Source organism: Streptomyces sp. NPDC096323 (genome assembly GCF_040302845.1).
GTDB lineage: Bacteria > Actinomycetota > Actinomycetes > Streptomycetales > Streptomycetaceae > Streptomyces.
Genome location: NZ_JBEOSI010000019.1, coordinates 29,878 through 56,285, shown reverse-complemented (window position 1 = coordinate 56,285; position 26,408 = coordinate 29,878). Strand labels below are relative to the sequence as shown.

20 protein-coding genes are annotated in these 26,408 nt (G+C 70.3%); 4 read left to right on the top strand and 16 right to left on the bottom strand.

Features of this window, described 5'->3' with window-relative positions; all coding sequences use genetic code 11:
• Positions 1-99: 99 nt before the first annotated feature.
• Together ABTX18_RS35145 and ABTX18_RS35140 are read left to right on the top strand one after the other, a co-directional pair.
• Entirely contained in the window at positions 100-1,251 is a 1,152-nt protein-coding gene (locus ABTX18_RS35145) for a pyridoxal phosphate-dependent aminotransferase (protein ID WP_352126860.1), read from the top strand.
• Positions 1,252-1,254: 3 nt separating this feature from the next.
• Positions 1,255-2,034 (top strand): SDR family NAD(P)-dependent oxidoreductase, encoded by a 780-nt coding sequence (locus tag ABTX18_RS35140; RefSeq protein WP_352126859.1) that lies wholly within the window; start codon positions 1,255-1,257, stop codon positions 2,032-2,034.
• Between the two features lie 39 nt (positions 2,035-2,073).
• Here the strand turns inward: ABTX18_RS35140 and ABTX18_RS35135 are convergent, their stop codons facing one another.
• Genes ABTX18_RS35135 through ABTX18_RS35115 form a run of 5 tightly spaced genes read right to left on the bottom strand, consistent with a single transcriptional unit; the run spans position 2,074 to position 6,024 of the window.
• Complete coding sequence (locus ABTX18_RS35135; RefSeq protein WP_352126858.1) at positions 2,074-2,313, bottom strand: acyl carrier protein; 240 nt, start codon at positions 2,311-2,313, stop codon at positions 2,074-2,076.
• Positions 2,314-2,345: 32 nt separating this feature from the next.
• Positions 2,346-3,374: a beta-ketoacyl-ACP synthase III gene (locus ABTX18_RS35130; protein WP_352126857.1), complete on the bottom strand. Its 1,029-nt coding sequence runs from the start codon at positions 3,372-3,374 to the stop codon at positions 2,346-2,348.
• Positions 3,371-4,417, bottom strand: coding sequence for a 4-hydroxy-2-oxovalerate aldolase (gene dmpG, locus ABTX18_RS35125; RefSeq protein WP_352126856.1), 1,047 nt, complete (start codon positions 4,415-4,417; stop codon positions 3,371-3,373). The genes ABTX18_RS35130 and dmpG overlap by 4 nt, the downstream gene beginning before the upstream one ends.
• Positions 4,414-5,325, bottom strand: a complete 912-nt coding sequence (locus ABTX18_RS35120) for an acetylating acetaldehyde dehydrogenase (RefSeq protein WP_352126855.1) — start codon at positions 5,323-5,325, stop codon at positions 4,414-4,416. The genes dmpG and ABTX18_RS35120 overlap by 4 nt, the downstream gene beginning before the upstream one ends.
• Before the next feature lie 27 nt (positions 5,326-5,352).
• Positions 5,353-6,024, bottom strand: coding sequence for an O-methyltransferase (locus tag ABTX18_RS35115; protein ID WP_352126854.1), 672 nt, complete (start codon positions 6,022-6,024; stop codon positions 5,353-5,355).
• A 249-nt stretch (positions 6,025-6,273) separates the two neighbouring features.
• Between ABTX18_RS35115 and ABTX18_RS35110 the strand changes: the two genes are divergently transcribed.
• Both ABTX18_RS35110 and ABTX18_RS35105 read left to right on the top strand, forming a co-directional pair.
• The gene (locus ABTX18_RS35110) at positions 6,274-8,049 is read left to right on the top strand and encodes a non-ribosomal peptide synthetase (protein ID WP_352126853.1); all 1,776 of its coding nucleotides are present in this window, start codon (positions 6,274-6,276) and stop codon (positions 8,047-8,049) included.
• Entirely contained in the window at positions 8,049-9,557 is a 1,509-nt protein-coding gene (locus ABTX18_RS35105) for a 4-hydroxyphenylacetate 3-hydroxylase family protein (RefSeq protein WP_352126852.1), read from the top strand. The genes ABTX18_RS35110 and ABTX18_RS35105 overlap by 1 nt, the downstream gene beginning before the upstream one ends.
• Positions 9,558-9,670: 113 nt before the next feature.
• Here ABTX18_RS35105 and ABTX18_RS35100 read toward each other — a convergent pair whose 3' ends face one another.
• From ABTX18_RS35100 to ABTX18_RS35050, 11 genes are all read right to left on the bottom strand, one after another.
• The gene (locus ABTX18_RS35100; RefSeq protein WP_352126851.1) at positions 9,671-10,447 is read right to left on the bottom strand and encodes a DUF6008 family protein; all 777 of its coding nucleotides are present in this window, start codon (positions 10,445-10,447) and stop codon (positions 9,671-9,673) included.
• A gap of 245 nt (positions 10,448-10,692) precedes the next feature.
• A complete protein-coding gene (locus ABTX18_RS35095) occupies positions 10,693-11,967 on the bottom strand; it encodes a cation:proton antiporter (protein ID WP_352126850.1) in 1,275 nt (424 codons plus the stop codon).
• Positions 11,968-12,288: 321 nt separating this feature from the next.
• Positions 12,289-13,659, bottom strand: a complete 1,371-nt coding sequence (locus tag ABTX18_RS35090; RefSeq protein WP_352126849.1) for a cytochrome P450 — start codon at positions 13,657-13,659, stop codon at positions 12,289-12,291.
• Positions 13,656-14,642: a DUF1702 family protein gene (locus ABTX18_RS35085; protein ID WP_352126848.1), complete on the bottom strand. Its 987-nt coding sequence runs from the start codon at positions 14,640-14,642 to the stop codon at positions 13,656-13,658. The genes ABTX18_RS35090 and ABTX18_RS35085 overlap by 4 nt, the downstream gene beginning before the upstream one ends.
• 2 nt (positions 14,643-14,644) lie before the next feature.
• The gene (locus ABTX18_RS35080) at positions 14,645-15,643 is read right to left on the bottom strand and encodes a DUF1702 family protein (RefSeq protein WP_352126847.1); all 999 of its coding nucleotides are present in this window, start codon (positions 15,641-15,643) and stop codon (positions 14,645-14,647) included.
• A gap of 205 nt (positions 15,644-15,848) precedes the next feature.
• The gene (locus ABTX18_RS35075; RefSeq protein WP_352126846.1) at positions 15,849-16,397 is read right to left on the bottom strand and encodes a flavin reductase family protein; all 549 of its coding nucleotides are present in this window, start codon (positions 16,395-16,397) and stop codon (positions 15,849-15,851) included.
• Positions 16,394-16,867, bottom strand: coding sequence for an acyl-CoA thioesterase (locus ABTX18_RS35070; protein WP_352126845.1), 474 nt, complete (start codon positions 16,865-16,867; stop codon positions 16,394-16,396). Before ABTX18_RS35070 ends, ABTX18_RS35075 begins: the two co-directional genes overlap by 4 nt.
• Before the next feature lie 2 nt (positions 16,868-16,869).
• Entirely contained in the window at positions 16,870-22,758 is a 5,889-nt protein-coding gene (locus ABTX18_RS35065; RefSeq protein ID WP_352126844.1) for a type I polyketide synthase, read from the bottom strand.
• On the bottom strand, positions 22,755-23,750 hold the full coding sequence (locus tag ABTX18_RS35060; protein ID WP_352126843.1) for an enediyne biosynthesis protein: 996 nt from the start codon (positions 23,748-23,750) through the stop codon (positions 22,755-22,757). Before ABTX18_RS35060 ends, ABTX18_RS35065 begins: the two co-directional genes overlap by 4 nt.
• Complete coding sequence (locus ABTX18_RS35055) at positions 23,747-25,705, bottom strand: CRTAC1 family protein (protein ID WP_352126842.1); 1,959 nt, start codon at positions 25,703-25,705, stop codon at positions 23,747-23,749. The genes ABTX18_RS35060 and ABTX18_RS35055 overlap by 4 nt, the downstream gene beginning before the upstream one ends.
• Before the next feature lie 231 nt (positions 25,706-25,936).
• Positions 25,937-26,404, bottom strand: a complete 468-nt coding sequence (locus tag ABTX18_RS35050; RefSeq protein ID WP_352126861.1) for a TetR-like C-terminal domain-containing protein — start codon at positions 26,402-26,404, stop codon at positions 25,937-25,939.
• Positions 26,405-26,408: the final 4 nt, after the last annotated feature.

The following is a 26,408-nucleotide window of genomic DNA, read 5'->3' as shown; positions in this document are numbered from 1 at the left end:
GGCGGTCGGTGTGGAGATATCGATCAACGAGATCTTCGACGCGCCCACCGTCGCGGAACTCGACCGGCTCCTGGACACGCTGAGCACCGAGGTCTCCTGATGATCGACGTCGCCGACCGGATGCGGAACCTGCAGGAGTCCTCGATCACCGCCATGACGGTGCGCTGCCGGGAACTCGGTGCCATCAACATCGCGCAGGGACTGTGCCAGGTTCCGCCGCCTCCTTCGCTGCTGGCGGAGGGCGCGCGGGATTTCGGGCACATCGGCCATTCGTACAGCGAGCCCGAGGGAATCGCGGTCTTTCGCGAGGCTGTCGCCGACAAGCTGAAGAAGTACAGCGGGCTCGGCGTCGATCCGGCGACTCAGATCGTCGCCACGGTCGGCGCGACCGGCGCCCTCATGGCCACGCTCACAGCGCTGCTCAACCCGGGGGACGGCGTCCTCCTGTTCGAACCCTTCTACGGCAACTATCCGACCGCGCTCGGGGTGCTGGGTCTGCGAGCGGAGCCGGTCCGGCTCTTCGGCCCGGGATTCGAGGTCACCGAACAAGCGCTGCGATCGGCTGTCACCGACCGCACCCGGGCGATGATCGTCTGCACGCCGAACAACCCGAGCGGGCGACGGCTCACCACGGCCGAACTCATGACGATCTCGGCCGTCGCGGAGGAGCACGATCTGCTCGTCATCACCGACGAGGTCTATGAGGACATCTACTTCGGCCCGACCCCGCACATCGCCCCGGCGACCGTCGGCGATCTCGGCAGGCGCACGGTGACGGTGTCGTCGCTGGGGAAATCGTTCAGTGTTCCCGGATGGCGGCTCGGTTACGCCTGCGGCCCGCAACGGCTGATGCACGCGGTCAGGGTCGCGGCCGAAGCGCTGGTGGTCTGCCCGCCCGCTCCGCTCCAGGAGCTCGGCGCGCGGGCACTGAGGCTGGGCGACGACTACTACCGCGGCCTGCGCGCGATGTACGACCGAAAGCGCCGAGTCCTGACGGAAGGCTTTGCCGCCGCCGGGTTGTCGCCCAACGAGCCGGACGGCTCCTACTTCCTGTTCGTCGACTGCTCGGAGCTGGGAGTGGCGACCGGGGTGGAAGCGACCGAAGTCCTGCTCCGGCGAAGCCTCGTCGGATCGGTGCCCGGCGAAGCGTTCTACCTGAATCCACCGGATCGTCCCTACATTCGCGTGTGCTTCTCCCTTCCTGACGAGGTCATAGCCGATGCCGCCGACAGGCTGGCGAGAGGGGTCTGACTCATGGCCGAGAACGTGAGTGAGCCGAACGCAGGGCGCGCGGTCCTGGTGACCGGGGCGGCCCGCGGTATCGGGTGGGCCATCGCGCAGCGGTTCGCGCAGGCCGGCGACCGGGTGGCGATCCTGGACCGGGTGCCGGGCGAGGCCGCCGGGAAACTGGTGGCCGGACTCGACGGCAGCGGGCACGTCGTCGTCGAGGCCGACCTGACCGACAGCGAGGCGGTACTCGCGGCAGTGGACGGGGCCGTCGCCCGGTTGGGCGGTCTGGACATCCTGGTGAACAACGCCGGCATTTTCACCGCGCACCCGATCACCGAGGTCGACTACGCGACCTGGCAGGAGCAGTGGCGCGCGACGCTGGGGGTCAACCTGGTCGGCGCGGCCAACGTGACCTGGTGCGCGGTCAGGCACATGAAGGAGCAGGGCCGTGGCGGGCGGATCGTCAACGTCTCGTCGCGGGGCGCGTTCCGGGGCGAGCCGGACGTGCCCGCGTACGGTGCCAGCAAGGCGGGTCTGAACTCCCTGACCCAGTCGCTGGCGCTGGCGCTGGCGCCGTACCGGATCGCGGTGTCCGCGGTGGCGCCCGGGTTCGTGGCCACCGATATGACCACGCAGTGGCTCAAGCCGCCGGGTGGCGACGAGATCAGGGCGCAGAGCCCGTTCGGCCGCGTCGCGGAGCCGGATGAGATCGCCGCCGGGGTGTTCTACCTGGCCTCCGCTCAGGCCGAGTGGGCCAGCGGCACCGTTCTCGACCTCAACGGCGCCTCCTATCTGCGCACCTGAGCCTGTGGTGGGGCGGCTGCCACCGCCCCACCACAGGCGTCAGCGGGGGGCATCAGGGGCGGGGTGCTGCTCCATGAGCGCGGCGATGTCCGCCACCGTCTCGAGCTCGATCAGTTCGTCGTCGGAGATGTCGATGCCGTGGTGCTGGCTGAGCACCAACGACAGCTCGACGACGGTGAGCGAGTCCACGCCCGCCTGTTCGAGTGTCGCGTCCGGTCGCACCCTGTCGGAATCCAGCAGCAGGACATCGACCATGATTGCCTTCAGCCGCTCGTACATTGCGTCCTCCGGTGTCCGGTGGCTCCGATGCCCTACGCATCGTGGAGTTCGAGGTGCGGCCAGGTCAGCGTCGTGGCGCCCCAGGTGAGGCCGCCTCCGAACGCGACGAGCAGCAGCCGGTGACCCGGTTCGATGCTCCCGTCGGCCGTCGCCTGGGCGAGCAGGACCGGAATCGAGGCGGCGGCGGTGTTGCCCACGTCGCGGATGTTCTGTGCCATCGCGTTCCGGCGCAGGCCGAGCCGCTGGGCCAGCGCCGCGCTGACGCGCGCGTTCGCCTGGTGGGTGACCACGCGGTCCACGTCGCCCAGCTGCCAGCCGGCCAGGTTCAGCGCCTCGGTCCCCGCGGCGCTCATCCTCTCGACCGACTGCCGGAACACTTCGCGTCCCCGCATCCGGAAGTACTGTGACCCGTCCTGGGGGGCCGGTCCGGAGAGCGGCTGCCGGGCGCCGCCGGCCCTGACCGTGATCAGCTCGCTGCGCTCGCCGTCGCTGCCCAGGACCAGCGGGCCGACCGCGCCCGGCTCGTCGGCCCGGCCGCGCCGCAGCACCACCGCACCGGCCCCGTCACCGAAGATCGGCAGGGTCGTCCGGTCGTCGGGGTCCAGGAGGGTGGAGAACGCCTCCGCGGCGATCACCAGGACGCGGTCGGCCAGCCCCGCCGCGATGAAGCCGGCCCCCGTCGCCAGGCCGTAGAGGAACCCGGTGCACACGGCGGAGACATCCAGGGCCGCGACAGCGCCCAGGCCGAGGCGTGAGGCCACCTCCGGCGCGGTCGCCGGGCAGCGCTGGTCCGGGGTGGTGGTCGCCAGCACGAGGGCGTCGATCTGTCCGCCGCCGGCGGACTTGAGGGCTGCCCGGCCCGCCCGGACCGCGAGGTCGGATGTCGCCTCGCCCGGCTCCACCCAGCGGCGCCGGGAGATCCCGGTGCGTTCCATGATCCAGTCTTCCGGCGTGTCCAGACGCGCGCCCAGCTCGGCGTTGGTGACGATCCGGTCCGGCAGCCGGTACCCGATCCCGCAGACCACCGCCCGGTCCGCGGCCCCGCCCGGGCCACCGGTCACGGCTCTTCCCCGAGTCCGGCGCCCCTCAGCGCCAGCGCGACGTCCATGATGAGGTCCTCCTGACCCGCGACCGCCTGGCGCCTGCCCAGTTCGAAGAAGACATCGCGCGGATCGACGCCTTCGCGCGCGGCGATGTCGAGCACCCGGGTCTTGAATCCGGAGAACACCCCGGCCAGACCGCTGATGACGGAGATCGAGTCGATGGTGGGCGGCGCGGGCATCAGTTCCCGTTCGGCGATGTCCGCAGCGTCCAGGAGCCCGTAGAGGTCGATGCCGGTTTGGTACCCGAGCCGTTCCAGCACCGGGACCAGCACCTCCAGCTGGGTGTTGCCCGCGCCGGCCCCGAAACCCCTCGCGCACGCGTCCAGGATGTCGGCTCCCGCGTCGGCTGCCGCGACGGAGTTCGCCACGGCCATGCCCAGATTGTTGTGGCCGTGGAATATCACCGGTACGTCGACGGCGTCGCGGATGGCCCGGATGCGCTCGGTGACGTCGCCCGGGAGGTAGTGGCCGGCGGAGTCGAGGATGCCCACCCCGGTGGCGCCGTAGCCGACCATGCGCGCGCACTCCTCGGCGAGCTGGTCCGGGGTCGCCATGTGGCTCATCAGGAGGACGCCGTGCGCCTGGACACCCTCATCGCGCAGGAAGCCGAGGTGCCGTTCGGCGAGGGTCGACTCGGTGCAGTGCGTACCGATGCGGACCAGGTCGACGTCGTGCGCGAGGGCGTTCTTGATGTCCTGGACCGTGCCCCAGCCCGGAAGGAGGAAGACACCCAGTTTGCTGTTCGTCAGGGCTTCCCTGGTGATCGACAGCATCTCGTCGTCGTCGAGCTTGGCGAGGCCGACCTGAAGAGAGGAGGCGCCCAGCCCGTTGCCGTGGCCGACCTCGACCACCGGAACGCGCGCGGCGTCCGCCGCCCTGGCGTACGCGCGCAGCTGGTCCGCGCCCAGGCGGTGGCGGACGGCGTGGTGGCCGTCGCGCAGACTCGGGTCGTGGATCTGGATCGGCTTGCCCGGGGTCTCCGGTTTCGTCGCCTCGGTCATGATTTCCCCACGCCTGCCATCGGGAGCCGTTCCGCCGCGTAGCTCTCCGCGACAAGGATCGCGGCGGAATTGATGATGTCGAGATTCCCGGCGTACCGCGGGATGCGGTCCCCGGACGACGTGACCTCGACGGAGATGAACGCCTTGCCGTCATTCACGGTGCACGCGTTCACCGTGAAGCCTCCGGCGTAGGAGCGGACTTCGTCCGCGGCTCCTGCCACCAGCGAGGACACCGATTCGGTGGTGAGGTCCGGGCCCAGCAGGGACATCGCGACCCGGAAGGTCGCCGGTGGCCGGGCGGGGCTGATGTTGAGCATCACCTTGACGTTCCTGACACCGGTGAAGCTGCGGATCGCTTCCTGCGTGGTCTCGACGTACTCGTCGAGGTTCATGCGCGTCCCGCGTCCGATGCTCCGGGTGGCACACGTCGTCACCACCTCGATGTAGTCGATCCGGTGGGCCTGCGCTATCGCGTGCAGGACCGGCACCGACGCCTGCCCGCCGCAGCTCACCATGCTCAGGTCACGATGGGCGTGGATGTCCGCCGGGTTGACGGTCGGGATGATCATCCGCCCGCTCCGGCTGGGTGTCAGGTCGATCAGTGTCGTGCCCAGCGGCAGGAGTTTGTCCACGTGCTCGGCGTGGGCGGCCGCGCTGGTGGCGTCGAAGACCAGGTCGAAGGGGTGCTCGGCGTCCACCAGTGCCTGCACTCCCCCGGCTGAGACCGGCACGCCCTGCGCCGCCGTCCGCCGCAGTCCCGGAGCGGCTTCGTCGCGGCCCACGACCAGCCCCAGGTCGAGCAGGCCGGACCGGATGGTCTTGGCCACCAGGTCGATGCCGATGAGGCCGGTGCCGAGCACCGCCACGGACAGCCTGCCGGCCGCTGCCCGGGAGCCGTTGTAGGTCATTCGTCGCTCCTGACGCGAGAGGACATCTCAGTCGCGGGCGCGCTTGTACGCCAGCGTGACGCCGTCGAAGATGGGAAGCATGCTCAGCTCGACTCGCTCGTCCTCGAGCAGCGTGGAGTTCAGCGCACGCATGGAGTCGGTCTCCGGGTCGCTGAAGTCCGGTCGCGCGACGTTGCCGGCCAGAAGGACGTTGTCGATCACCATCAGACCGCCTGGCCGCAACAGCTCGAGGCAGCGCTCGAAGTAGAGCGGGTAGCCCTCCTTGTCGGCGTCGATGAAGGCGAAGTCGACGGTTCCGGCCGCGCCTTCGGCCAGCAGCATGTCCAGGGTCTGGACCGCTGGGCGCAGTTCGAGGCGGATACGGTCGGCGACGCCGGCCCTCTCCCAGAACGGGCGCCCGATCTCGGCCCACTCCTCGTTGAAGTCGAGCGCGATGAGCCGGCCGTCCGGGGGGAGCGCGCGGGCCATGCAGAGCGTGCTGTAGCCGGTGAACACCCCGACCTCGACGACGGTTCTGGCCGACATCAGCCCGACGAGGAAGCCGAGAAGCTGCCCCTGTTCGGGGGAGGCCGACATGTTGTGTTCGAACACCTGCGAGGTGGTCGCCGCCCGCAACTCGCGTGCGATGTCGTCCTCGCGGAGCGACACGTCCTGCACGTACCGCTGGATCTCGTCGTCTAGCACCAAATGAACGAGCACCGGTTCCTCCTCGTGGCACCGATGGGGGACGGGCGGCATTCATCGTGCCAGGAAAGAACAGCGACAACGTCTCCGAAGTTGCGCATCGGAACAAGCGGAATCGGTGTATAGCAAGCGCGGAGGCGATCGGGTCCGGCGCCTTGGGCATGGTTATGAAGAAAAGCGGGTCTCGTACGGCGCATGTTCCTTCATGACGACAGCCGCTTCATGACGACAGCCGAATACACAGAGCTATGCGGAGAGTGGCATATGACAGCCTTTTCTATTCCCGCCCGGTTCGCCGAGCAGGTGGCCAGGACGCCGCATGCGACAGCCGTGTCCGAGGCTGTGACGGGGAGCGCTCTGACTTATCAGGAGTTGGACCAGCAGGCCAACCGGCTTGCGCGTCGTCTGATCACGCTCGGGGTCGGCCGCGAGGACCGCGTCGGGGTTCTGATGACGCGGTCCGCCGATCTGGTGGTCGCGCTCCTGGCGATCCTGAAGGCCGGCGGGGTCTACGTGCCGGTCCACGAAGCGGACCCCGCCGACCGGCGGCAGTGGATCGTGGACAGCGCCCGTCCCGTGCTGCTGCTGGTGGACGACGCGATGCGCCTGGCCGGCGTTCCCGGCCGCGTGCCGGTTCTCGCGATGCGCGACCCGGAGACCGCCGCTCAGGCCGTCGAGGATCCGCAGGTTCCGGTCCTTCCCGATCAGTTGGCCTATGTGATCCACACGTCGGGTTCCACCGGCCGGCCCAAGGGCGTCGCGGTGACGCAGCGGGAAGTGGTACGGCTGCTGCTGGATCCGCAGTGGGACGCCGAACGGCACGCGCGGGTGCTGCAGTTGGCGCCGTACGCCTTCGACGTGTCCGCGTACGAGATCTGGATGCCGCTGCTGCACGGCGGCCAGGTGGTCGTCGCGCCTCCTGGCCGGCTGGAGCCCTCGGTCCTGCGTGAGCTGATCACGAAGTACGAGATCACCGGGCTCCACATGACCGCCGGTCTGTTCCGGGTGTTCGCCGAGGAGGCCCCGGCGACGTTGGCCGGTGTGCGTGAAGTGCTCACCGGCGGCGACGTGATCTCGCCGGTGGCCGTCCGCCGGGTACTCGACGCCTGCCCCGGCATCGTGGTCCGGGCGCTGTACGGCGCGACGGAGGGCAGCGTGTTCTCGGCGCACTACGCGATGACCCGCGACACGGAGCTCGGCAACACCGTGCCGGTCGGCGACGTCTTCACCGGGATCAGCATCCGCGTCCTGGACGCGGGCCTCGTACCGGCTCCGGACGGTGCCATCGGCGAGATCTACCTGGCGGGCGAGGGCGTCGCCCGCGGCTACCAGGGCCAGGCGGGCCTGACCGCCGAGCGGTTCGTGGCCGATCCGTTCGGCCTGCCGGGGTCTCGTATGTACCGGACCGGTGACATGGCCCGCCGGACCGCCGAGGGCACGGTCGAGTTCGTCGGCCGGGAAGACAGCCAGGTGAAGATCCTCGGCTTCCTGGTCGATCTGGCCGAGGTGGAGGCGGCGCTGGCCGACCATCCGGGGCTGACGCAAGTCGTGGTCCTGGCACGCGAGAGCGAGGACGGGACCAAGCAACTGGTCTGCTACGTCGTGGACGGGACGGGCACGCTCGACCTCGCGGCGGTACGCGCCCACGCCCGCACCAAGCTGCCCGGCTACATGACACCGAAGGCGTTCGTCCGGCTCGACGCACTGCCGCTGACCGCCAACGGCAAGCTGGACCGCGAGGCGATGCCGGCACCGGACTTCGACCAGGTCGTCGCCTCGCGGGCACCGCAGACGCCGCTCCAGCAGGAGCTGTGCGCGATGTTCAGCTCCCTGCTCAAGGTGCCCGAGGTGGGGATCGACGACAGCTTCTTCGACCTGGGCGGCCAGTCGCTGCAGGCGATCCGGCTGTGCAACCGGATCGGCGCCGCGGTCGGCGTCGGAGTCTCGGTGAACAAGCTGTTCGACCACCCGACCGTGGCCGAGCTGGCGGCGTACATCGACAGCAAGCAGGCCGCGCACTCGGCTCCGGCGGCGCCCTGATGACGGGAGCGACCCGGCCGCTGACCGGCGCCGAATACCTCGAGAGCCTCCGTGACGACCGCGCGGTCTACATCTACGGCGAACGGGTTCCCGACGTCACCCGGCATCCGGCGTTCCGCAACCCGGCCCGGATGATCGCCCGGCTCTACGACGCGCTGCACGATCCGGAACAGCGGGACGTGCTCACCACCGCGACCGACGCCGGCGGCCCCGGAGGCTACACCCACCGGTTCTTCACCACGCCGCACAGCGCGGCCGACCTGGTCGCCGACCAGCAGGCCATCGCGGCGTGGTCCAGGCTGACCTACGGCTGGATGGGACGCAGCCCGGACTACAAGGCCTCGCTGCTCGGCACGCTCGGCGCGAACGCGGACTTCTACAACCCCTTCGCCGACAACGCACGGCGCTGGTACCGGGAGTCGCAGGAGAAGGTCCTGTACTGGAACCACGCCATCGTGAACCCGCCGGTGGACCGGCATCGGCCACCGGACGAGGTCGGTGACGTGTTCGTGCACGTCGAACGGGAGACCGACAGCGGCGTGATCGTGAGCGGGGCGAAGGTCGTCGCGACGAACTCCGCGCTCACGCACTACAACTTCGTCACCCACACCGGCCTGCCGGTCAAGGACCGCAGGTTCGCCATCGCGGCCACTGTGCCGATGAACGCGCCCGGGCTGAAGCTGATCTGCCGTCAGTCGTACTCCGCCGCGGCGGAGGCGACCGGCAGTCCGTTCGACTACCCGTTGTCTTCCCGGCTGGACGAGAACGACTCCATCCTGGTCCTGGACAAGGTACTGATCCCGTGGGAGAACGTGTTCATCTACGGGGACGTCAACAAGGTCGGCATGTTCAGCGGGCACTCCGGGTTCGTCGAGCGGGCCATGTTCCACGGCAGCACACGGCTCGCGGTGAAGCTTGAGTTCATGGCCGGCCTGCTGGCCAAGGCCCTGGACATCACCGGAGCCGCGGACTTCCACGGCGTGCAGGCGAGGCTGGGCGAGGTGCTCGCGTGGCGGAACCTGTTCTGGGGGCTGTCCGACGCCGCGGCGCGCAACCCGGTCCAGTGGCGGGACGGCGCGGTGCTGCCGAACCCCGACTACATCATGGCGTACCGGTGGTTCTCCCAGGTCGGCTACAACCGGGTCCGGGAGATCGTGCTGCAGGACGTCGCGAGCGGTCTGATCTACCTGCCCTCCGGCGCGCAGGACTTCCGGAACGAGGAGATCCGGCCGTACCTGGACACCTACCTGCGCGGTTCGCACGGCGTCGACTCCGTCGAGCGGGTCAAGGTGATGAAGCTGCTCTGGGACACGATCGGCACGGAGTTCGGCGGCCGGCACGACCTCTACGAGCGCAACTACTCCGGCAACCACGAGAACACCAGGATCGAGTTGCTGCGCGGCCAGATCGGCAGCGGGCAGATGGACGGGTACCGGGCGTTCGTCGATCGCTGCCTGTCCGAATACGACCTCGACGGCTGGCTGGCACCCGACCTCGCGCGGGAGTAGGTCCTCCCCGCGGGGCCGGGTGGCCGCCGTGGGCGGCCACCCGGCCCCGCGGGCGACAGCGGACCGGGCCACGACCGGGCCCGGAACCGCTGCCTCTCATGCCCGCCGGGTCTTCAGAGACGGCCCACAGGTTCGCGTGCGCTCGTGGAACTGTCCTGGGAGCCGGTCACCGGGGCAGTCGCGGCCTCGGCGTGCAACGGGACACCGAACGCCTCCTTGACCGCCCGCCTCTCCTTCCAGAGGTGGTAGACGGCGAACCCGAGGATGACCGTGCCCACGGCGTTGGCCACGAAGTGCCACCAGACCCGGTACGTCACCAGTGCCGGGCCCGGCTCGATGGCACCGAACCAGGTGGACAGACCGATGGCCCGGCTCGCGCCCATCATCACCGAAGCGGTCAGCACGATGTGCTCGAGGCCGTGGATGCTCTGCATCAAGACACCCATCCTGGCCCACTTGCGCGCCTTCAGCTCTCCGGCCACCCGGTAGGTGATCTGCGCGACGCCGACCAGTCCGGCCAGGAAGATGAAGTTCCCGGTCAGGTGCAGGATCTCCATTCCGAGGGCGGGCTTGCCGGGGTCGATCTGGCCCATCCCCCGGGCGAAGCTGTCCGCCCAGGGAGTCATCCACGCGGGAGAGTACGGGTTGGCGATCCAGTAGCCGGCCTGGGTGACATGTTCCTGGAAGTGGCCGATCTGGCCCACCACGCCGACACCGATGAGCCCTACGGCGAACTTGTACATCCACGGCTTCACCGATCTGCGGTTTCCGACCGCGAGCACGGCGACGGCGGCCCACATCGCGACGGCCCAGCCGATGAAGAGAACAGCGCCCAGAGTGTCCACCGCCGAGGCGGTGGATTCCATCCCAGGCATACCGGAGTGATCCATACAGAGTTCCTTCCTGGTTGTCTCTCAACTGAGGAGATCTCAGGGGTGGCAGAAGCGGTTGCCGGGGCTCGGCGGTGCACATGGTGCGGCCGTCGGGGCCGGCAGCCCTGCGCACCGGGACCCGGGGCCGCCGGAAAACCTCCGGTCCGCCGCGGGAGGGAACGGTGCCGGCCTTTACACTTCCTGCACCACACTGCTCCAGGGCCGCCCGGTCTGCTTCTTCCGGATTGCTGACGTGCCCGTGGTCACCGGGTCGCTTGCGGACCCCCGGGTGGCACGGTTTCACCGGCCGGAGGCGGGGCGGTGAGGTCAGGGGCGTTGCGGGTGAGCCGGTCGAGCAGCGGCGCGGTTGCGGCGGTGGAGACGATGGCCATGAGGACCATGATCGTGAACATGTTCGCGGAGATGACGCCGAGTTGGAGGCCGATGCCCAGGACGACGATCTCGGTGATTCCGCGGCAGTTCATCAGGGTGCCCATGAGTGCCGACCATCGCCAGTCGCAGCCGGCGAGCCGGGCCGCTCCGGCCGCGCCGAGCCACTTGCCGGTGACGGCGACGGCCAGAACGAGGGCGGCCCAGCCCCACTGGCCGCTGGGAAGAGCGGCGAGGTCCGTGCGCAGACCGATGTCGACGAAGAACAGCGGCAGCAGCACCGGCACGACCACGGCCTGAAGACGGGCCGCGCTGCGTTCGACGGCCGGGACCCCGCGCGGCAGGGTCGCGCCGACCAGGAACGCGCCGATCGCGGGGTGGACTCCGATCCGGTCGGTGGCCCACGCGGCCAGCAGCAGCCCGGAGACCAGCAGCACCGTCACCAGCTCGTCGGATGTGCGGGCGGCGCGCTCCAGGGCCCGTTTCACGAGACGGCGCCCGGCCACGAGTGCGACGGTGAGCGTGGTGGCCAGGGCGAGGGCGAGGAGAGCCTCCACCGGGGAGCCGGCTGTGGCCAGGGAGGTGACCGCGATGAGCAGGCACCAGGCGAGCGCGTCGTCGACGGCGGCGCACGCGAGCGCGAAGGTGCCCAGGCGGGTGGTGGCCAGGCCCTTGTCGGTGAGGATCCGCGCGAGGACGGGGAAGGCCGTGATGGACATCGCGGTGGCGATGAACAGGACGAAGGACAGGCGCCGCACTCCGGGCGGCGCGAAGGCCGGGTACATCGCCAGTGCGAGGACGGCGCCGAGCGCCAGAGGCAGCACCATGCTGCCGGTCGCGACAAAGGCGACGGCGCGGCGGCCGGCGCGCAGGGAGCGCAGGTCGAGTTCGAGGCCGATGAGGAAGAGGAAGACGAGCAGGGCGAGGTTGCCGAGTACGGAGGTGTAGGGCAGGACGGCCGGCGGCAGCAGGAGGTGCTGGACGCCGGGTGCGAGCCAGCCGAGGAGGGAGGGGCCGAGGAGGATGCCGGTGGCCATCTCTCCGATGACGGGTGGCTGGCCGAGACGGCGGGCGGCCCAGCCGCCGGCCTGGCAGGCCAGCACCACGGCGGGGACGGCGATGAGGACGAGCGGGAGAGGGCTGGACATGGCAGGGCTCCTCCGGGAACAGCCCCGGGACGTGTCCGGAGGATGTGCGTGGAGCAGCCCGCGGCTCTGGTGCTTCCCCGCGTTCTCGGCTTCGCTCGAGCGGGGGAGGTCCCACTTCTCGGCGGTCGGGCCGAGTGCCCGCGTACGGGGCGTACGCGGGCACTCGGCCGGACCGCCAAGGTGTGTGCCAGGCGTCGCGGGCCGGGCGGGACTTTCCGGATACAGCCTCAGGGCATGGCAGGCGTGGGCGGGCGGTTCGGCCCCGGGTGTGGGAGCCGGGCGCGGGCACGCCGGTGCGGGTGGGCGGGGGTCGGGTATCGGTCAGGCGGCCTGCACGGACATCCGCAGGCCGCCGCGCACCCGGAGCGAGAGCATCGGCTCGGGCACCACGGGCGCGCCTTTGGGCAGCACCAGGCGCAGTTCACGCATGACCATCGCGATCACGAAGACCGCCTCCATCATCCCGAGGTGGTTTCCCACGCAGAACCGCGGTCCGGCGCCGAAGGGGATGTAGGCGTAGCGGGGACGCTGGGCGCGCCGCTGCCGGCCGAAGCGTTCCGGATCGAAGCGCTCGGGGTGCTCCCAGAAGTCGGGATGACGGTGCAGCGTGTAGGGGCACACGACTACGTCGGCACCGGCCGGGATGTCGTAACCGGCGATGACGTCAGGGCCCTGCGCGATCCGGGAGAGCATCCACACCGGCGGGTAGAGCCGCATGGTCTCCTCCACGACCATCGTCGTGTACGTCAGCCGCTGCAGGTCGCCGAACTCCGGCAGCCGGTCGCCGAGCACGCTTCGGGCCTCGTCGCGCAGCCGTTCGGCCACCTCGGGGTTCTGGTCGATGAGATGGAAGGCCCAGCTGAGGGTGCTGGCCGTGGTCTCGTGGCCGGCCAGCAGCAAGGTGACCAGTTCGTCGCGCAGTCTGCGCCGCGCCACCCGGGGGTCGTGTTCGGCGTGCACGGATTCGAGCAGCCGGGAGAGCACGTCGTCCGTGTCTCCGCCGGCGCGCGAGGCGCGGTGCGCCGCCAGCTGTTCGGTCACCTTCTGCAGCCGGGCGCGGGCGGCGCGGAAGCGGAGTTGCTGGGGCAGTGGCAGGAACTGCGGGACCGCCCCGAGGGTGACGACCTCGAACATCGCCTGGTCCTGTACGGCCTCGAAGTCGTGGCCGAGCGAGGCGTGATCGCTGAGGTCCTCGTCGAGCAGGGTGCGCCCGAGGACTCCCAGGGTCAGCTCGGTCATCTCGGCGGTGACGTCGACCGGCCCGGTCCCGGTTCTGGCGCGCAGCCGGCCGACCATCCGCGCCGCCTCCTCGGCCACGACCGTGGCCTGGGCCGCGATCCGCTTGGCCTGGAAGGCGGGCTGGATCACCCTGCGCTGTTCCCGCCACAGCTCGCCCTCGCTGGTCAGCAGTCCGTCGCCGAGCGCCCGGCGGGCCTGGTGCAGGCCGATGCCCTTGTGGTAGTTCGCCGGGTTGTCGGCGAGCACGTACTTGGCGTAGTCGGGGTGGTTGAAGAAGTAGAGCGTCTTGGGGCCGATCGCCACCCGCACGGCATCGCCGTAGCCGTCCGCGGCCGTGCGCATGAGCGCGAGCCGGTCGCGCAGCAGCATGTTGAGCAGCTTGAAGGTGGCGAGGCGGGAGGGGCCGGGCGGGCGCCGCCGGGTTCCGGCCGCTCGGGCCTGGGTGGCGGTCACTCTGCCCGGTCCCCCGCACCGGCGGCGAGCCGCTCGGCGATCCGGCAGCGCCAGACCTCGTAGGCCGGTGTGCCCGCGTTTGCGGAGGAGGGAGCGGGCCGGGCCTCCTGGCAGACGTTCACGGCCTGCTCGGGGGTGATGCCGCACAGCACTTCGGTGGCCAGCTCGGTGTGTTCGTTGCCCAGCCCTGCCTCGAGGCGGGCGGTGGCCGCGAACGCGGATCCCTGGGCGACCCACTGCCGGTGCTTGGCGGCCCGCTCCGAAAACAGCTGCAGTTCCGCCTTGCCGACGCCTCCGGCGTACGTGGCGGCCAGTGCGGCCCCCGCGTACAGGTCGGCGTGCCGTTCCTCGGAGAACGCATCGAGCAGTGCGGTGATCCGCTCGACGTCCGTCCCGCCGACGAACCATATGGCGCGGCCGATCCCCTGGTCGATGACCCTGTTGTCGTAGGGGGACCGCTTGGCGCCGGGCCAGGCGAAGCCGGGGTCCTGGTACTGCCCGTGCACGTAGGTGTCGGTGCGGAAGTACGCCTGGTGGAAGCCGTAGCCGTCGAGCACGAGCCAGCGCAGCAGCGGGTCGGCGGTGTACATCCGGGACCAGCGGAACCGGGGCACCCGGGCCATGGCCCAGCCCACTCCCACATAGGCCATGTACGTGTGTTTCGAGGCCTTGCCGGCCAGGAAGCGCTCCACGTGCCGGCTGCCGCCGATCGGCAGCCCGTCGCGCACCGCCATCCCCATCGCGGCGCCCTCGTACGCGAACCCTCTGAACTCCGGCGGTACGGTCTCGAGCCGGACCTCGGCATCCGCGGTCGAGGAGGCCGCGGCAGCGTAGGAGTAGCCGGTCAGGAAGGACTCGCCGACCGTTTCGAGCCGTTGGCGTGCCTCGGGACTCTTCACGTGGAATCCGCGGGTGGACAGCTTCGTCTCGTTCATGCTCGGGGTCAGCAGGCGGCTGCGGAGCCGGCCGAACTGATTCGCCATTTCTACTCCTCGTGGGAAGGGGCGACGACCGCGCTCAGCAGCTGCGCGCGGATGTTCCGGCGCCACAGCTCGTACTGCGGTACGGGGTCGGTGCCGGTGTGCTCGGCCTCGGTGCGGTCAGCCAGGTCGACGGCCTCCTCGATGCCCCGTCCGGTCAGCTCGAGCGCGGCCGTGAGCGTGTGCTGGGGCACGAACTGCGCGTAGTGCCTGGCCTTGACCGCGAAGACCGCGCCGACCCCGAGGTCCGCGGCGTAGCCGGCGCGGGCGGCCGTGTCCCGCAGGCCGCCGAGCTCCTTGGCCGTCGCGCCGCCCGCGAAGGTCGCGGCGAGACCGACGCCGCTCCACAGGTCGGCCCGCCGGTCCTCGGTGAAACGCTCCACGGCCGCGGCCACCGCGGGGGGCCGGCCGCCGTGGATGAACCACAGCGCACGTCCGATCCCCTGGTCCACGGCTCGCGGGAAGTACCCGGGATGCCCGTCCCAGGGATACGGGGCGGGCCGGTACTGCCTGTCGACCCACCGTGCCGTGTCGAAGTACGCGCGGTCGAAGCCGTATCCGTCGACGGCCAGCCAGCTCATCGTGGGGTGGAAGGGGATGTCGCTGAGATCGGGCAGCACGTTGCGCCACAGCGGACGAGGCAGCCGCGCCATGGCGAAGCCGATTCCGATGTAGGCCAGGAAGAAGTGCGGCCGGCCGGAGCCGAGAATCAGCTCCCTGGTCCGGTGTCCGCGTACCGCATCGCGCACGGTGAACGCCATGGCGGCCCCCTCGTACGCGAATCCCCGCATCTCGGGTTCGACCATCGCCAGCCGCTGTTCGACCTCCGCGATCCCGCGGTTCTCGATGCCCCATTCGAAGCCGACGACGACCGACTGGGGAATCATCTCCAGCCGGGCCGTGGCCGGAGTCGGTGTGACGGGGAACTTCCGGCCGGCGAAACCGACCGAGTGCAGCGAAGGGGCGAGCACAAGCCTGCGCAGCGCGCCGAGTGGTGTGGCCATCTGGCAACTCTCCCTTGGCTGTCGGTCTCCACGGTCCGGTCGGGGCCGGCCGGTTCCGCCTCGGACACCTCTGTCAGGCATCATCGCCACCGTCCCGGCGGGCCGGCCACTTCCGGAGTGCGGCGTCGCCGCCGCGCCGGGAAGGGTCCGGCGCCGCACGCGGCAGCGTCCCCGGCCGTGTCCCACCGGCCGGGAACAGTGAACGTCAGGCGGAGACCCGGTGGAAGCCCCCGCCGAAGTACAGCAGCGGGTCATCGCTCTCCGCGCGCCCGATGTCGAGCACCGAGCCCAGGAAGATGGAGTGGTCGCCGCCGTCGTGGACCGCCGCGAGACTGCATTCCAGCCATGCCTGCGCACCGGCCAGGACCGGGGCTCCGGTGTGCTGTCCCGGTGTGGCGTCGACCGTCTCGAACTCACGGGAACCCCGTGGCCGGCTCCGGTCCGCGAAGTACTTGGCCACGTCCTGCTGATCGCCTGCGAGGATCGAGACCGCGAACGTCTTCTCCGTCAGGATCGCGTCGTGGAGGGCTGCCGTGCGCTTCACGCACACCAGGATCAGTGGTGGTTCGAGCGAGACGGAGGTGAAGGAGTTCGCGGTCATGCCCTGCGGGGTGTCCCGGCCCGTGGTGAGGATGGTGACCCCCGTGGCGAAGCGTCCCAGGACACCGCGCAGTTCGCCGCGTACGCGGTCCGGTGGCGGGTCGGCTGCGGGCAGGGGGCCGTGGTGCATGGTCAGCCGGTCGACGGCGGTCATGTCCCGGCTCCGCTCGTCGTATCGATGAGCTGTCCGTGCTGCCCCGCCGCGAAGGGCGCCAGTGCGTTGCGCAGCGCCTGGGGCACCCTGGCCGGCCGGGTTTGCGTGTTCGGGCCGCGCATGCACGCGATCCGTTGCTGTCCCCGGGCCACGAGGTCTTCGGTTCCGTCCTGTCGCACGCGGGCGTAGTCGAAACTGAAGGCCACCTGGGTCTGGGTCAGGTCGTCGAGGCGCATACGGATGGACAGCTCGTCGAACGCTGTGATCTCCGCGAAGAACTCGCAGTCGACCTTGAGGGTGAACAGCTTCAGGTCGTCCTGGATGTCCGCGAGGACTTCGGGCGCGTGGTCCCGCAGGAACATCTCACGGCACCGGCCCTGCCATCGGAGGTAGTGGGCGTAGTAGACGTTGCCGACCAGGTTGGTCTCCTCGAAACCGACCAGGTGGCGGTATTCGTAGTACGGCTGCATCGTCAGTCGTTCCTCTCCACGGTCTGTGCCATGAGCGCGAAGACAACGGGCTCGCCGACCCCTTCCAGGTATGTCGGGAAGGTCGCGATCGTGGCCGTGCCCGAGCGCAGCACCACCCAGTGCTTGTCCGCCCCGGGTGTGCTGTCGACCGTGAGTGCGCTCAGAGCGCGGCCGTTCTTGCGCAGGCACTCGGCCGCGCTCCACACCCTGGTGGCCGCGACCGACAGCTCTTCGTCGTGTTCGCTCGCGATCAGCCGGGCCAGGGAGGCGCCCTCCGGTCCCAGCATCCCCTCCCATTCGTCGGGGGAACGGGGCCCGGCCGGCTGGACGTCGCAGGCCACCGGCGCCTCGCCGGTCACTACGAAGGTCACCCCTGCACCGTGCGAGGCGGAAATCTGCGGCCCGCCGGCGACCTCGGGCCTGCCGTCGGGACGATAGGCCACCACCGTCCGGCGGCCCAGGGCCCAGCCGGCGGCTTCCGCCGTGAGCGTGCGGCGCCCGGCCAGTCCTGTCGCGGGTGCGTCGCCGTCGGGCCGCACGACGCAGCGCACGGCCTCGGGCAGGAGCCGTCCGGCGCGCCGTTCCAGGTACGGGCCGAGCAGAGCGGGTTGCCAGGGCCCGGTTCCGTCCTGCTTGCGGACGGCCTGCAGGACCAGCCCCTCCCAGCGCTCGACGAGCGTGCCCTGCTCGTCGCGGACGTCGAGGTTGTAGACGTAGGTGTCCCCGGTGCGCGAGCGTTCCCGTGCGTGCAGCGTCACCTGCTTCCCGCCGCGGGCGGCGGTGGGATCCATCAGGTGGAGGCGTTCGACGCTCACGGGGAGCAGTGTGGCGTCCGGCACGCAGCACTGGATCGAGTGCATCAGGGCGTCCCGCGTCCCGGGGTCGGCGAGTACGAGATCGGCGGGCAGGTGCCGCGCGAACCAGGGGGCCGTGGCCACGTCCGAGATCTCGGCGACACACTCGCGGGCGGCCAGCTGCCGGTAGCCGGCGAGGCGTTGGAAGCGCGCCCCCTGGAAGAGGACCGGTCCGTAGAGGTCTTGGGCGGGGTCCAGCGCGATGCGCGGTGCGTCGTCGGGGACGGGTGCGGGCCCGGTGTCCTGCGGTTCCGGGCAGTCGTAGCGGAGCGTGGCGCGGAAGTGGTCGGCCTGGAAGCCGGTCTCGCTGCTGCGGATGACGGCTTTCACGGCCCCGGTGCTTACGGCCAGCACCGCGACCCTGATGGTCGTCTGCCCGTTTGGCGGTATGACGATCGGACGCAGGAACTCCACGTCCTCAAGCGTCGGTGCGCCCTCGAACCCGGTGAGGGCCGTGGCCGCCTGGGCCATGGCCTCCATGCCGAGGACCGCGGGGAACAGCAGGTCGCCGTCGAGTTCGTGGTCGGCCAGGTAGGGGTCGCCCGAGGCGCTCAGCTCGGAGTCGACGACCAGTTCGATGCCCGGGTAGTGGGCTTGCGGGCGGTCGACGAAGCGCAGCAGCGGGAGGTCGGCGGTCTGCAGGGTCAGTGTGGGCAGGCCGCCGGCACGCCCCATGACGACCAGGGCGGACGGTGTCTGCGGCTCGGCGAGCAACTGCTTGAGCATGGCGACGCCGTCCTGGGTGGGGATCGGCTCGATCCCTTCCCTGACCAGCGACTCCAGTACGCCGAGCCGCTCGCCCATTCCGGCCCCGGACCAGACGGACCACTCCAGGGCGATGCAGCGGCAGGCGGGGTAGTCGTCCTGGACGCGCTGGGTCAGTTCGGTGAGCCAGTCGTTGGCGGTGGCGTAGTCCCCCTCGCCGCGCAGGCCGGCCCGGCCGATGATGCTGCCGAACGTCAGGAGGAGACGCAGGCCGGCCGGATCCACCGCGGTGAGCACGTTCTCCAGTCCGGTGATCTTCGTGGCGAGGGTGCGGCGGAACGACGCCTCGTCGAGGCTGGCGAGGGTGTGCGGTTCGTTGCGGCCCGCGCCGTGGAGCACGGCGGTGACCGGCCCGAGTGCGGCGCGGATCTCTTCCACCGCCGCCTTGACCTCGTCGCCGGAGGTGACGTCGGCGCTCACGTAGCGGAAGTTGACACCGGCCGCGGTCATACGGCGGAGGTTGGCCCGCAGTTCCGGATCGGTGGCCGGGTCGGAGCGGCCGAGCAGGCCGATACCGGCTCCGGTGTCCGTGGCGAGGGCGAGGGCGCATTCGGCGGTGATGCCCTTGCCCCCGCCGGTCACCAGCAGGACGTCCCCGGTGCCCAGCGCCTGCTGCGTCCCGGACTCCGCGCGCTCGTCGGCCGGGGAGGCAAGTGGCAGCGCGCGGAGCACGGGCACGGTGCGGCGGTCGTCCGCCCCGTAGCGGACCTCGCTGAATCCACTGGTCGCCGAGACGTCGGTGACGATGCGGGCGCTCAGTTCGCGTGCGCGTTGTGCCGGCATCGCGTCCGGCAGTGGCAGGGTGAGCACCGTGGTCGTGATGCCCGGTGCCTCCAGGTGCAGGGTCTTGGCCAGGCCCGCCGCGCCCCGCCGGTCGCCGACGGCGACGAACCGGGTGGCGCCGGTGCGGGAGAGCGCGGCGCGAACGGCGGCGATCATGAGTGCCGTGTGGTTCTCGTCGCAGTGCCTGGGCAGGCACAGCAGCACGCCGCCGCCGAGCCCCGCGCTGTTGAGCGCTTCGTGGAGCGCGGGTGCGAGCGGGTGCCGTTGGGGTGCGAACAGCTCCCAGTCCCCGTCACCGGCCAACTCGGGTGCGGTCGCCGGGCCCGGCTCGGCCGGCACCAGGTCGATGGCGAAGGCCCGTACCCAGGGGGCCACTCCGTGGGGCACCTGGGGCTGTGCCGCATCGTCCTTGTCCCTCTCGCCCAGGCCGTCCAGCAGTTCCGCGAGTTCGGCCAGTGTGGAGGTGGCGAACGCCGTGGTCACCATGGGTGCGGTGATGCCGAGTTCCTGGGCGGCGCGGTTCATGATCTGCGTCACGGTGATGGAGCTCAGATGCAGCTCGTCCAGTGGGTTGCTGTGCGGGTTGACCGCCTCCAGGGGCAGTTCGGCACGCTCCGCGGCCAGGCGCAGGACCACCGGGAGGCTGGCGCCGCCCCCGGCCCCGGTGCCTGCCGTGGTCTCGTCGGCCGGAGCGGGGGCAGGCGGTGCGTCCACGCGCACGTCGGCGAGGGGCAGATCGATCTCGGGAGTCGACTCGCACGGGCTGGCGAAGAAGCTGAATTCCTTGTCCAGGGGCAGCGGCCGGGTGAAACGGTCCCGGAACAGCTCTGCATGCCGCAGGCGGGCGCCGAGGGCATACGCGGCCGCGGCCGCGGTCAGCAGTCCGGACAGGGACGTGCTGTCCGCGTCGAGCGAGACGACGGGCACGCCGGGGGCGATGTCCGCGACCAGGCCCCGCAGGATCTTCCCCGGGCCGACCTCGAGCAGGAGGTCCACCTCGGTGGACAGGGTCTGGACGGCCTCGGCGAAGCGCACCGGTTCGCGCACCTGCCGGGTCAGCAGCTCCGGCACATCGGTGGCGGCCGTGACCTCGTCGGCCGTCACGGTGGAGATCACGCGGCGCGTGGGCGCGATGAACTCCTGGGTACCCAGGTAGGTCCCGAACGCTTCGGCCGCAGGGGCGACGGCCTCGGAGTGGAACGCGTGCGAGACGTTGATCGCCGCGGTGCCCAGTTGCCGGGCGGAGGCGGCGGCGCAGACTCGCCGGACGGCGTCCGCCGGCCCGGAGATCACGGTCTGTCCGGGACCGTTGTAGCCGGCGATCACGACCGGTTCCCCGGCCAGCAGCGGTTCGACGTCGTCGGCGGCAGCGGCGATGCCCGCCATTGCCCCGCCGCCCGCGCTCGCCGCCGCCATGATCCGGCCGCGCTCCGCGGCGATCCGCAGCACCGAGGCCTCGTCCGTCGCTCCCGCCCAGTGCAGGGCGGTGACCTCACCGAGGCTGTGTCCGGCCGCGGCCACCGCCTCGATACCCAGGGCGGAGAGCACGCGCAGGGCGGCGAGGGAGGAGGTGACGATCCGCGGCTGCGCCACCGCGGTGTCGGCCAGGTCGCCGTCGGCGGGCAGCGGGTGCGCACCGTACAGCTCGTCGACAAAGGCGAAGCGCCGGCGTAGCGCACCGCCGTCGCCGCGCCGGCCGGCGCCCTGGCCGGGGAAGAGGTATCCGATGCGGGCATGGGGCGTCGCGCCGCCCAGGAACACTCCTGCCTCGATGTCGAGGGCCGATCGTGCTCCGCCGTCCAGCAGCGTGAGCAGCTTGGTCAGGCGCTGCTCGGCCTGTTGCGGTGTGGCCGCCAGGACGGCGGCCCGGATCGGCCGGCCGTCCAGGTCGCTCTGCAGTGTGGCGGCGAGGTCGCCGAGTTCCGCGAAGGACAGTTTCGGGACGAAGTCGGCCAGGTGGGTGACCTTGCCGCGCAGCTCGGCCGTCGTCCCGGCGTCGAGCAGCAGCAGTTCGGTGTCCTGCCGGGAGCGTACGAGCTGCCGGGTGACCCGGCCGACGGCCTCCTTGCGTACTCCGTCGGCGTGTTCGACCACGACGTGCGCGTTGATGCCGCCGAAGCCCATGGAGGAGACACCCGCACGGATGGGGGCGTCCTTGGGCCACAGTTCCGCGTCGCTGGGTACGCGCAGGGCCGGCCGGTCGCCGGTGAGCTCGGGATGCGGGTCCACATGGCTGGTCGCGGGCGGAATGACCTGGTGGCGTACGGCGAGGATTGCCTTGATGAGCCCGGCGACCCCGGCTGCTGCCTTGGTGTGCCCGAAGTTGCCCTTCACCGTGCTGATGGCGGCGGGCGCCGTGTCGGGGTCGGCGGCCCGGCGTGATTCCGAGAAGGCGCGCAGTTCGGTGGCGTCGCCCACGGCGGTACCGGTGCCGTGGCCCTCGAAGTAGCCGACCGTTTCGATGCCGAACCCGGCGGCGGCGTAGGCGCGTTGCAGGGCGAGCCGGTGTCCGCTGGCCTCGGGACGGGTGATCCCGCCGCGGCCGTCGGAGGAGTAGCCCCAGCCGGCGACGCTCGCATACCGGAACTTGCCCTGTGCGACGGCGTCCTGGTCGCGCATGAGCACGAGCATGCCGCAGCCCTCACCGGGCCAGAAGCCGTTGGATCCGCGGTCGTAGACGCGCATCTCACCGGTGGCGAGAGCCCCTGTCTTGGCGAAGCCGATCACTTCGAAGGGGTCGATGCTGAGATCGACCCCGCCGACGACGGCGACGTCGAGCCGTCCGGCGGTCAGGGCGTCGCACGCGGTGGCGACGGAAAGCAGGGACGAGGAGCAGGCCCCGTCCACGGTGAACCCGCCGCCCTTGAGGTCGAAGTGGTTGCAGATCCGTCCGGCGATGGTGTTGGCGAGGCCGCCGGCCAGGGAGTCCTCGCCTATCGGCGGGAAGGGGCGCTTGTAGCGTTCCTCGAGGTCCTGGAGGAACGTGGCCAGGGCGGTGTCGTCCCAGCCCTGCTCGCGCAGTGCCGCTCCGACGGTGCGGCGCACATAGGGCCAGCGCAGCCGCATCAGGTTGGCTCTGCTGAACTCGCCGGTGAGGGTGTTGCCGATGATGACGCCGGTGCTGAGGTCGCCCAGGCCCTCCCCGAAGGGGAACCCGGCGTCCTGCAGGGCCCGCGCGGCGGTGTCGAGCGCGAGCCAGTGCGTCATGTCGGTGGCGCGGAAGGTACTGCCCGCGACCCGGTACTTGACCCGGTCGAACTCGAAGCCGTCGAGGACCGCGGCCTTGGTGGAGTAGAAGCGGTCGGGAGCCGCGGGGTCGGGCGAGTAGTAGTCCTCGGCGCGCATGCGCTCGTCCGGCAGCCGGCGAAAGGCCCGCCGGCCGGCCAGGACGTTCTGCCACAGCTGCTCGTGGGTGTCCGCGTCGGGGTAGCGGCAGGCGATGCCGACGACGGCGATCTGGGCGGGGCTTGCAGGGGAGGGGGACGTCATGCGGCCACCGCCTCGATCGTGGTCTTGTTGCCGGGTTCCGGGCTGGAACCCCTGGCGTGATCGCCCCCGGGCGTGATCGGGGTCTTGCGGCGCTGGACGAGGTGGGCGACCCACCAGCCGATGCCACGCAGTGCGCAGACAGCGGTGGTGGCGAAGAAGAGGGTGTAGACGACGTTGAAGAGCATCATGATGCCGTAGACGACGGCGACCGACGCCCCGAAGACGAACTGGTTGCGGCCCTTGGTGGGGGTGGTACCCGGGTCGCTGATCATGTAGTTGGTGAACAGGACGAAGGCCACACCGCTCATCGGCCCGAGCGCGGAGGCCAGGGCGACGTCCCAGAACCAGTGCCGGATCAGGGCCTGGATGACGAAACCGCCGAGCCAGCCGACGATCAGCGCGGTCCGCTTCGTGAGCGCCGTGTTGATGATCGTTCCGGCGGTGACGATGATCAGCGGAATCGCCACCCGGAAGAACGTGTCGGCGTTCTCGGTGAACTCGTAGGGCGGAGCGATGCTCACCCATGATCCGAAGCAGACCAGCGAGAGGGTGATGCCGAAGTTGGAGGGGTTCATGTAGTGCCGCATGCGGCCGGCGATGGGGGCCTGCAGCACGTGCTTGCCCGCGACACCCACGAACACCCCGAAGATCACGGGCAGGATCTGGTTGTTCGCGTACAGCAGCATGTTCACGGCGAGTGCTGTGATGTGGGAGGGCAGGAGGAACTCGTAGACTCCGCGGAATCCCCTGCCCCTGTAGCGCGGCGGGCGCCGCTGGGACCATGCGCTCAGCACCTCGAGGGCGATTTCGGTGGTGTAGGCGGTGACGACCGCGATGATGGGCCACAACCACGGCTGCTCGAAGCCGAGCACGCTGTAGCCGATGATGTTGAACACGGACATCGAGATGGCGAAGTTGCGCAGTGCGAGGTAGCGCGGATCACGCTTGGCCGACGGTGGGGAACCGGCTGGGGAAGAAGCGATGTCGGTCATCGGTTGGCAACCTCCTGCGCGGTGTCGGTCAGCATGAACGTGTGGGTGCCTGGGGTGAGCTTCTGGGTGGTGCGGTGCCTTTCGCCGTCCGCGTCGCGCCAGGACAGTTCCACCGTCGCCGGCCCCTGGTGCGAGCCGAGTCCGAAGTGCACGTCGAAGCTGCGGAATCCGCTGTGGCCGCCGCCGCCGTCGAGGTGGGAGACCTGGGTGCCGGCCGACGTGGTGACCTTGACGGTGGCGCCGTAGGCGGGCGCGCCGATGTTCGCGATGCCCTTGCCCGTGTCCTTGTCGGAGCCGGTGGCGGGCCGGTACAGGCGCAGGCCGAGGTACTGGCCCTTGGTGGGTGCCTGGTTGGCGTAGAAGGCCGGCGGGCCCCACTGTCGCGCGACGGCGAAGTCGAGGGTGCCGGTCCCGGTGGTGTCCCCGGTGGCGAGCGCCCTGGTGGGGATCTCCACGTCCAGACCCAGCTGCTTGGACACGTTGGCGTATTTTCCGCTGTCGGTCTTGGCGTAGAAGCCGAGTATGTCGTCGCCCGCGATGTCGTCACCGGGCTGGACGTTGGGCCACATGGCCGGGTTGGACAGCAGGTTGTCGTTGGTCATGGCCATCTCCTGCAGCCAGGGCCAGCGGTCGATCTTGCCCTTCACGAAGCCGGTGGCCTGGAGGATCGACAGTTCCCCGTTGTTGAGGAAGTCGGCCATCTTGGTGTCCCAGCCCCAGCCGGTCCAGGCGACGCCGTGTTCTTGTGCCTCCTGGGTGAAGGGCGCCTCGCCGGCGGCCAGTTTGCGGGCCATCTCGGCCTCGTTGCCGGCGTTGTTCATCCAGAGGAAGTTGCTCTCCTCCAGGCCCCAGGCGGCGGTGATGTTGCTGACCATCATGTCGAAGCGGCCGTTGTGGTCGACGTCGGCGAAGTCGACACCCATGCCCTTGAACGAGCCCTTGCCGAGCACGAAGGACTTGGGCGTGGTCGGCGTGCGCTTCCCGGTGGCCTCGGTGAACTTGATGTGCCCCGGGGTGGACCGGTTGTAGAGCAGGTGGTCGTGGCCGAAGTCTTCGGCGATGTACAGCTCGGGCAGGTCGTCGCCCGTCAGGTCGGCCCCGGCGACCGCGAGGGTCCAGCCGGTGGACGCGTTGTAGGGGATGGCGTCCTTCTCCTCCACGAAGGAGACGGTGGGTTCGTCGCCGGTGCGTGCACCCGTCCAGCGCAGGACATGGTCGCCGCCCGCGTTCTTCGAGTTCGACAGCGAGTCGTTCATGCCCACGTTGTGCAGACCGTCCGGGTCGAGCACGTCGGAGTCCCGGAAGTAGTTGCCCACCACGACGGAGGGGTGTCCGCTGCCGTCCAGGTCGCCGACGTAGAGCGCGTCGGTGTTCCAGCGAGGGCCGTGGTAAGCGCCGTCGGCGCTCTGCGCCGGCATCACCTCGCGGGGGACGTACGCGTCTGGCGACAGGGTCGTCGCGCTCTGCTTGGCCATGAAGACGATGGGGGTGCGGCCCCAGTAGGAGACCAGCAGGTCCATCCTGCCGTCACCGTTGAAGTCGCCCGGAGCACAGCCGGTGGGCGCCATGGCCTCGTCCATCGGAAGCGGGGCCGCGTCGAGGACGAACGGAGTGAAGCGGTCCTGCTTCACGGCGGTCGGCGTGTGCGTCACGACGACCTGGTCGGTACGGGTGTCGACGATGCACATGCCGTCGGCCTTCCCGTTGCCGACCAGGTCGTTGACCGCGATACCGGCGCCCACCGACGAAATCCAGGACCGTATCTTCTGATAGGCCGGATTTACCTTGCGAACCGAATTCATAGGTTGCGAGTTGTAACCAGGCGGCAGCGCGATGGGCATTTCCTGGAACTTGTACTGGGCGGCGGACTGATCACCACCGTCCACGGCGACGGAACTCCGGACCGAAATGAACAGGGAAGCGGCGACCAGCACGGTCACCACACCTGGCGTCATTTTGCGAAACCGCTCGCGTTGATTCATCGCACTCCCCCTCACTTACCACAAAGAGCTGGACGGCTGTCCGGCGTGGGTTCGCGTTCCGAGAATGAGTGACGACGGCGCGCACTGCCTCTCCGATATTGCTTGAAGCGGGCGGCACCCCGGCGGACTACTCGATGTCGGCGCAAGACAGCACTCTCGAAGGAGGCTGCGCCGATGGCCGGGCCGGGGCCGGCGCCGGGCCGTTCAGCTCTCCGTACCGCCGCAACGCCTCCTCAGCGCGGCGGTCACCGTGTCCCGGTCCGCGCCGACGCTCACCAGGAGGCCGGTCATCTGGGCCTCGAAACAGACGTCCGCGCCGTACGGCTCGATCAGGTAGTCCCCGAGTTCGAGGGTCACCAGACCGTGCAGCGCGACCCACAGCTGATGGGCCACGAGGTACTCGTCACTGGCGTCCAGCCTGCCCAGTTCCATGCCGCGCTCCACCGCCCGCACCAGGACGTTCAGTGTGTAGCGGCCGTGCTGGCGGTCCTGCGTGGTCAGCGAGAAGCCACCGAGGCTCGCACCGCCGAACATCACACCGTAGAGGTGCCGGTGCTCCAGCGCGTTGCACCGGTAGGCCGCCCCCAGGGCGCAGATGTCCGCGACGGGATCCTGCGACTCCCCCACCTCCCGCAGACGTCGGTCCAGCAGCCGGAATCCTTCCTGGACCATGGCT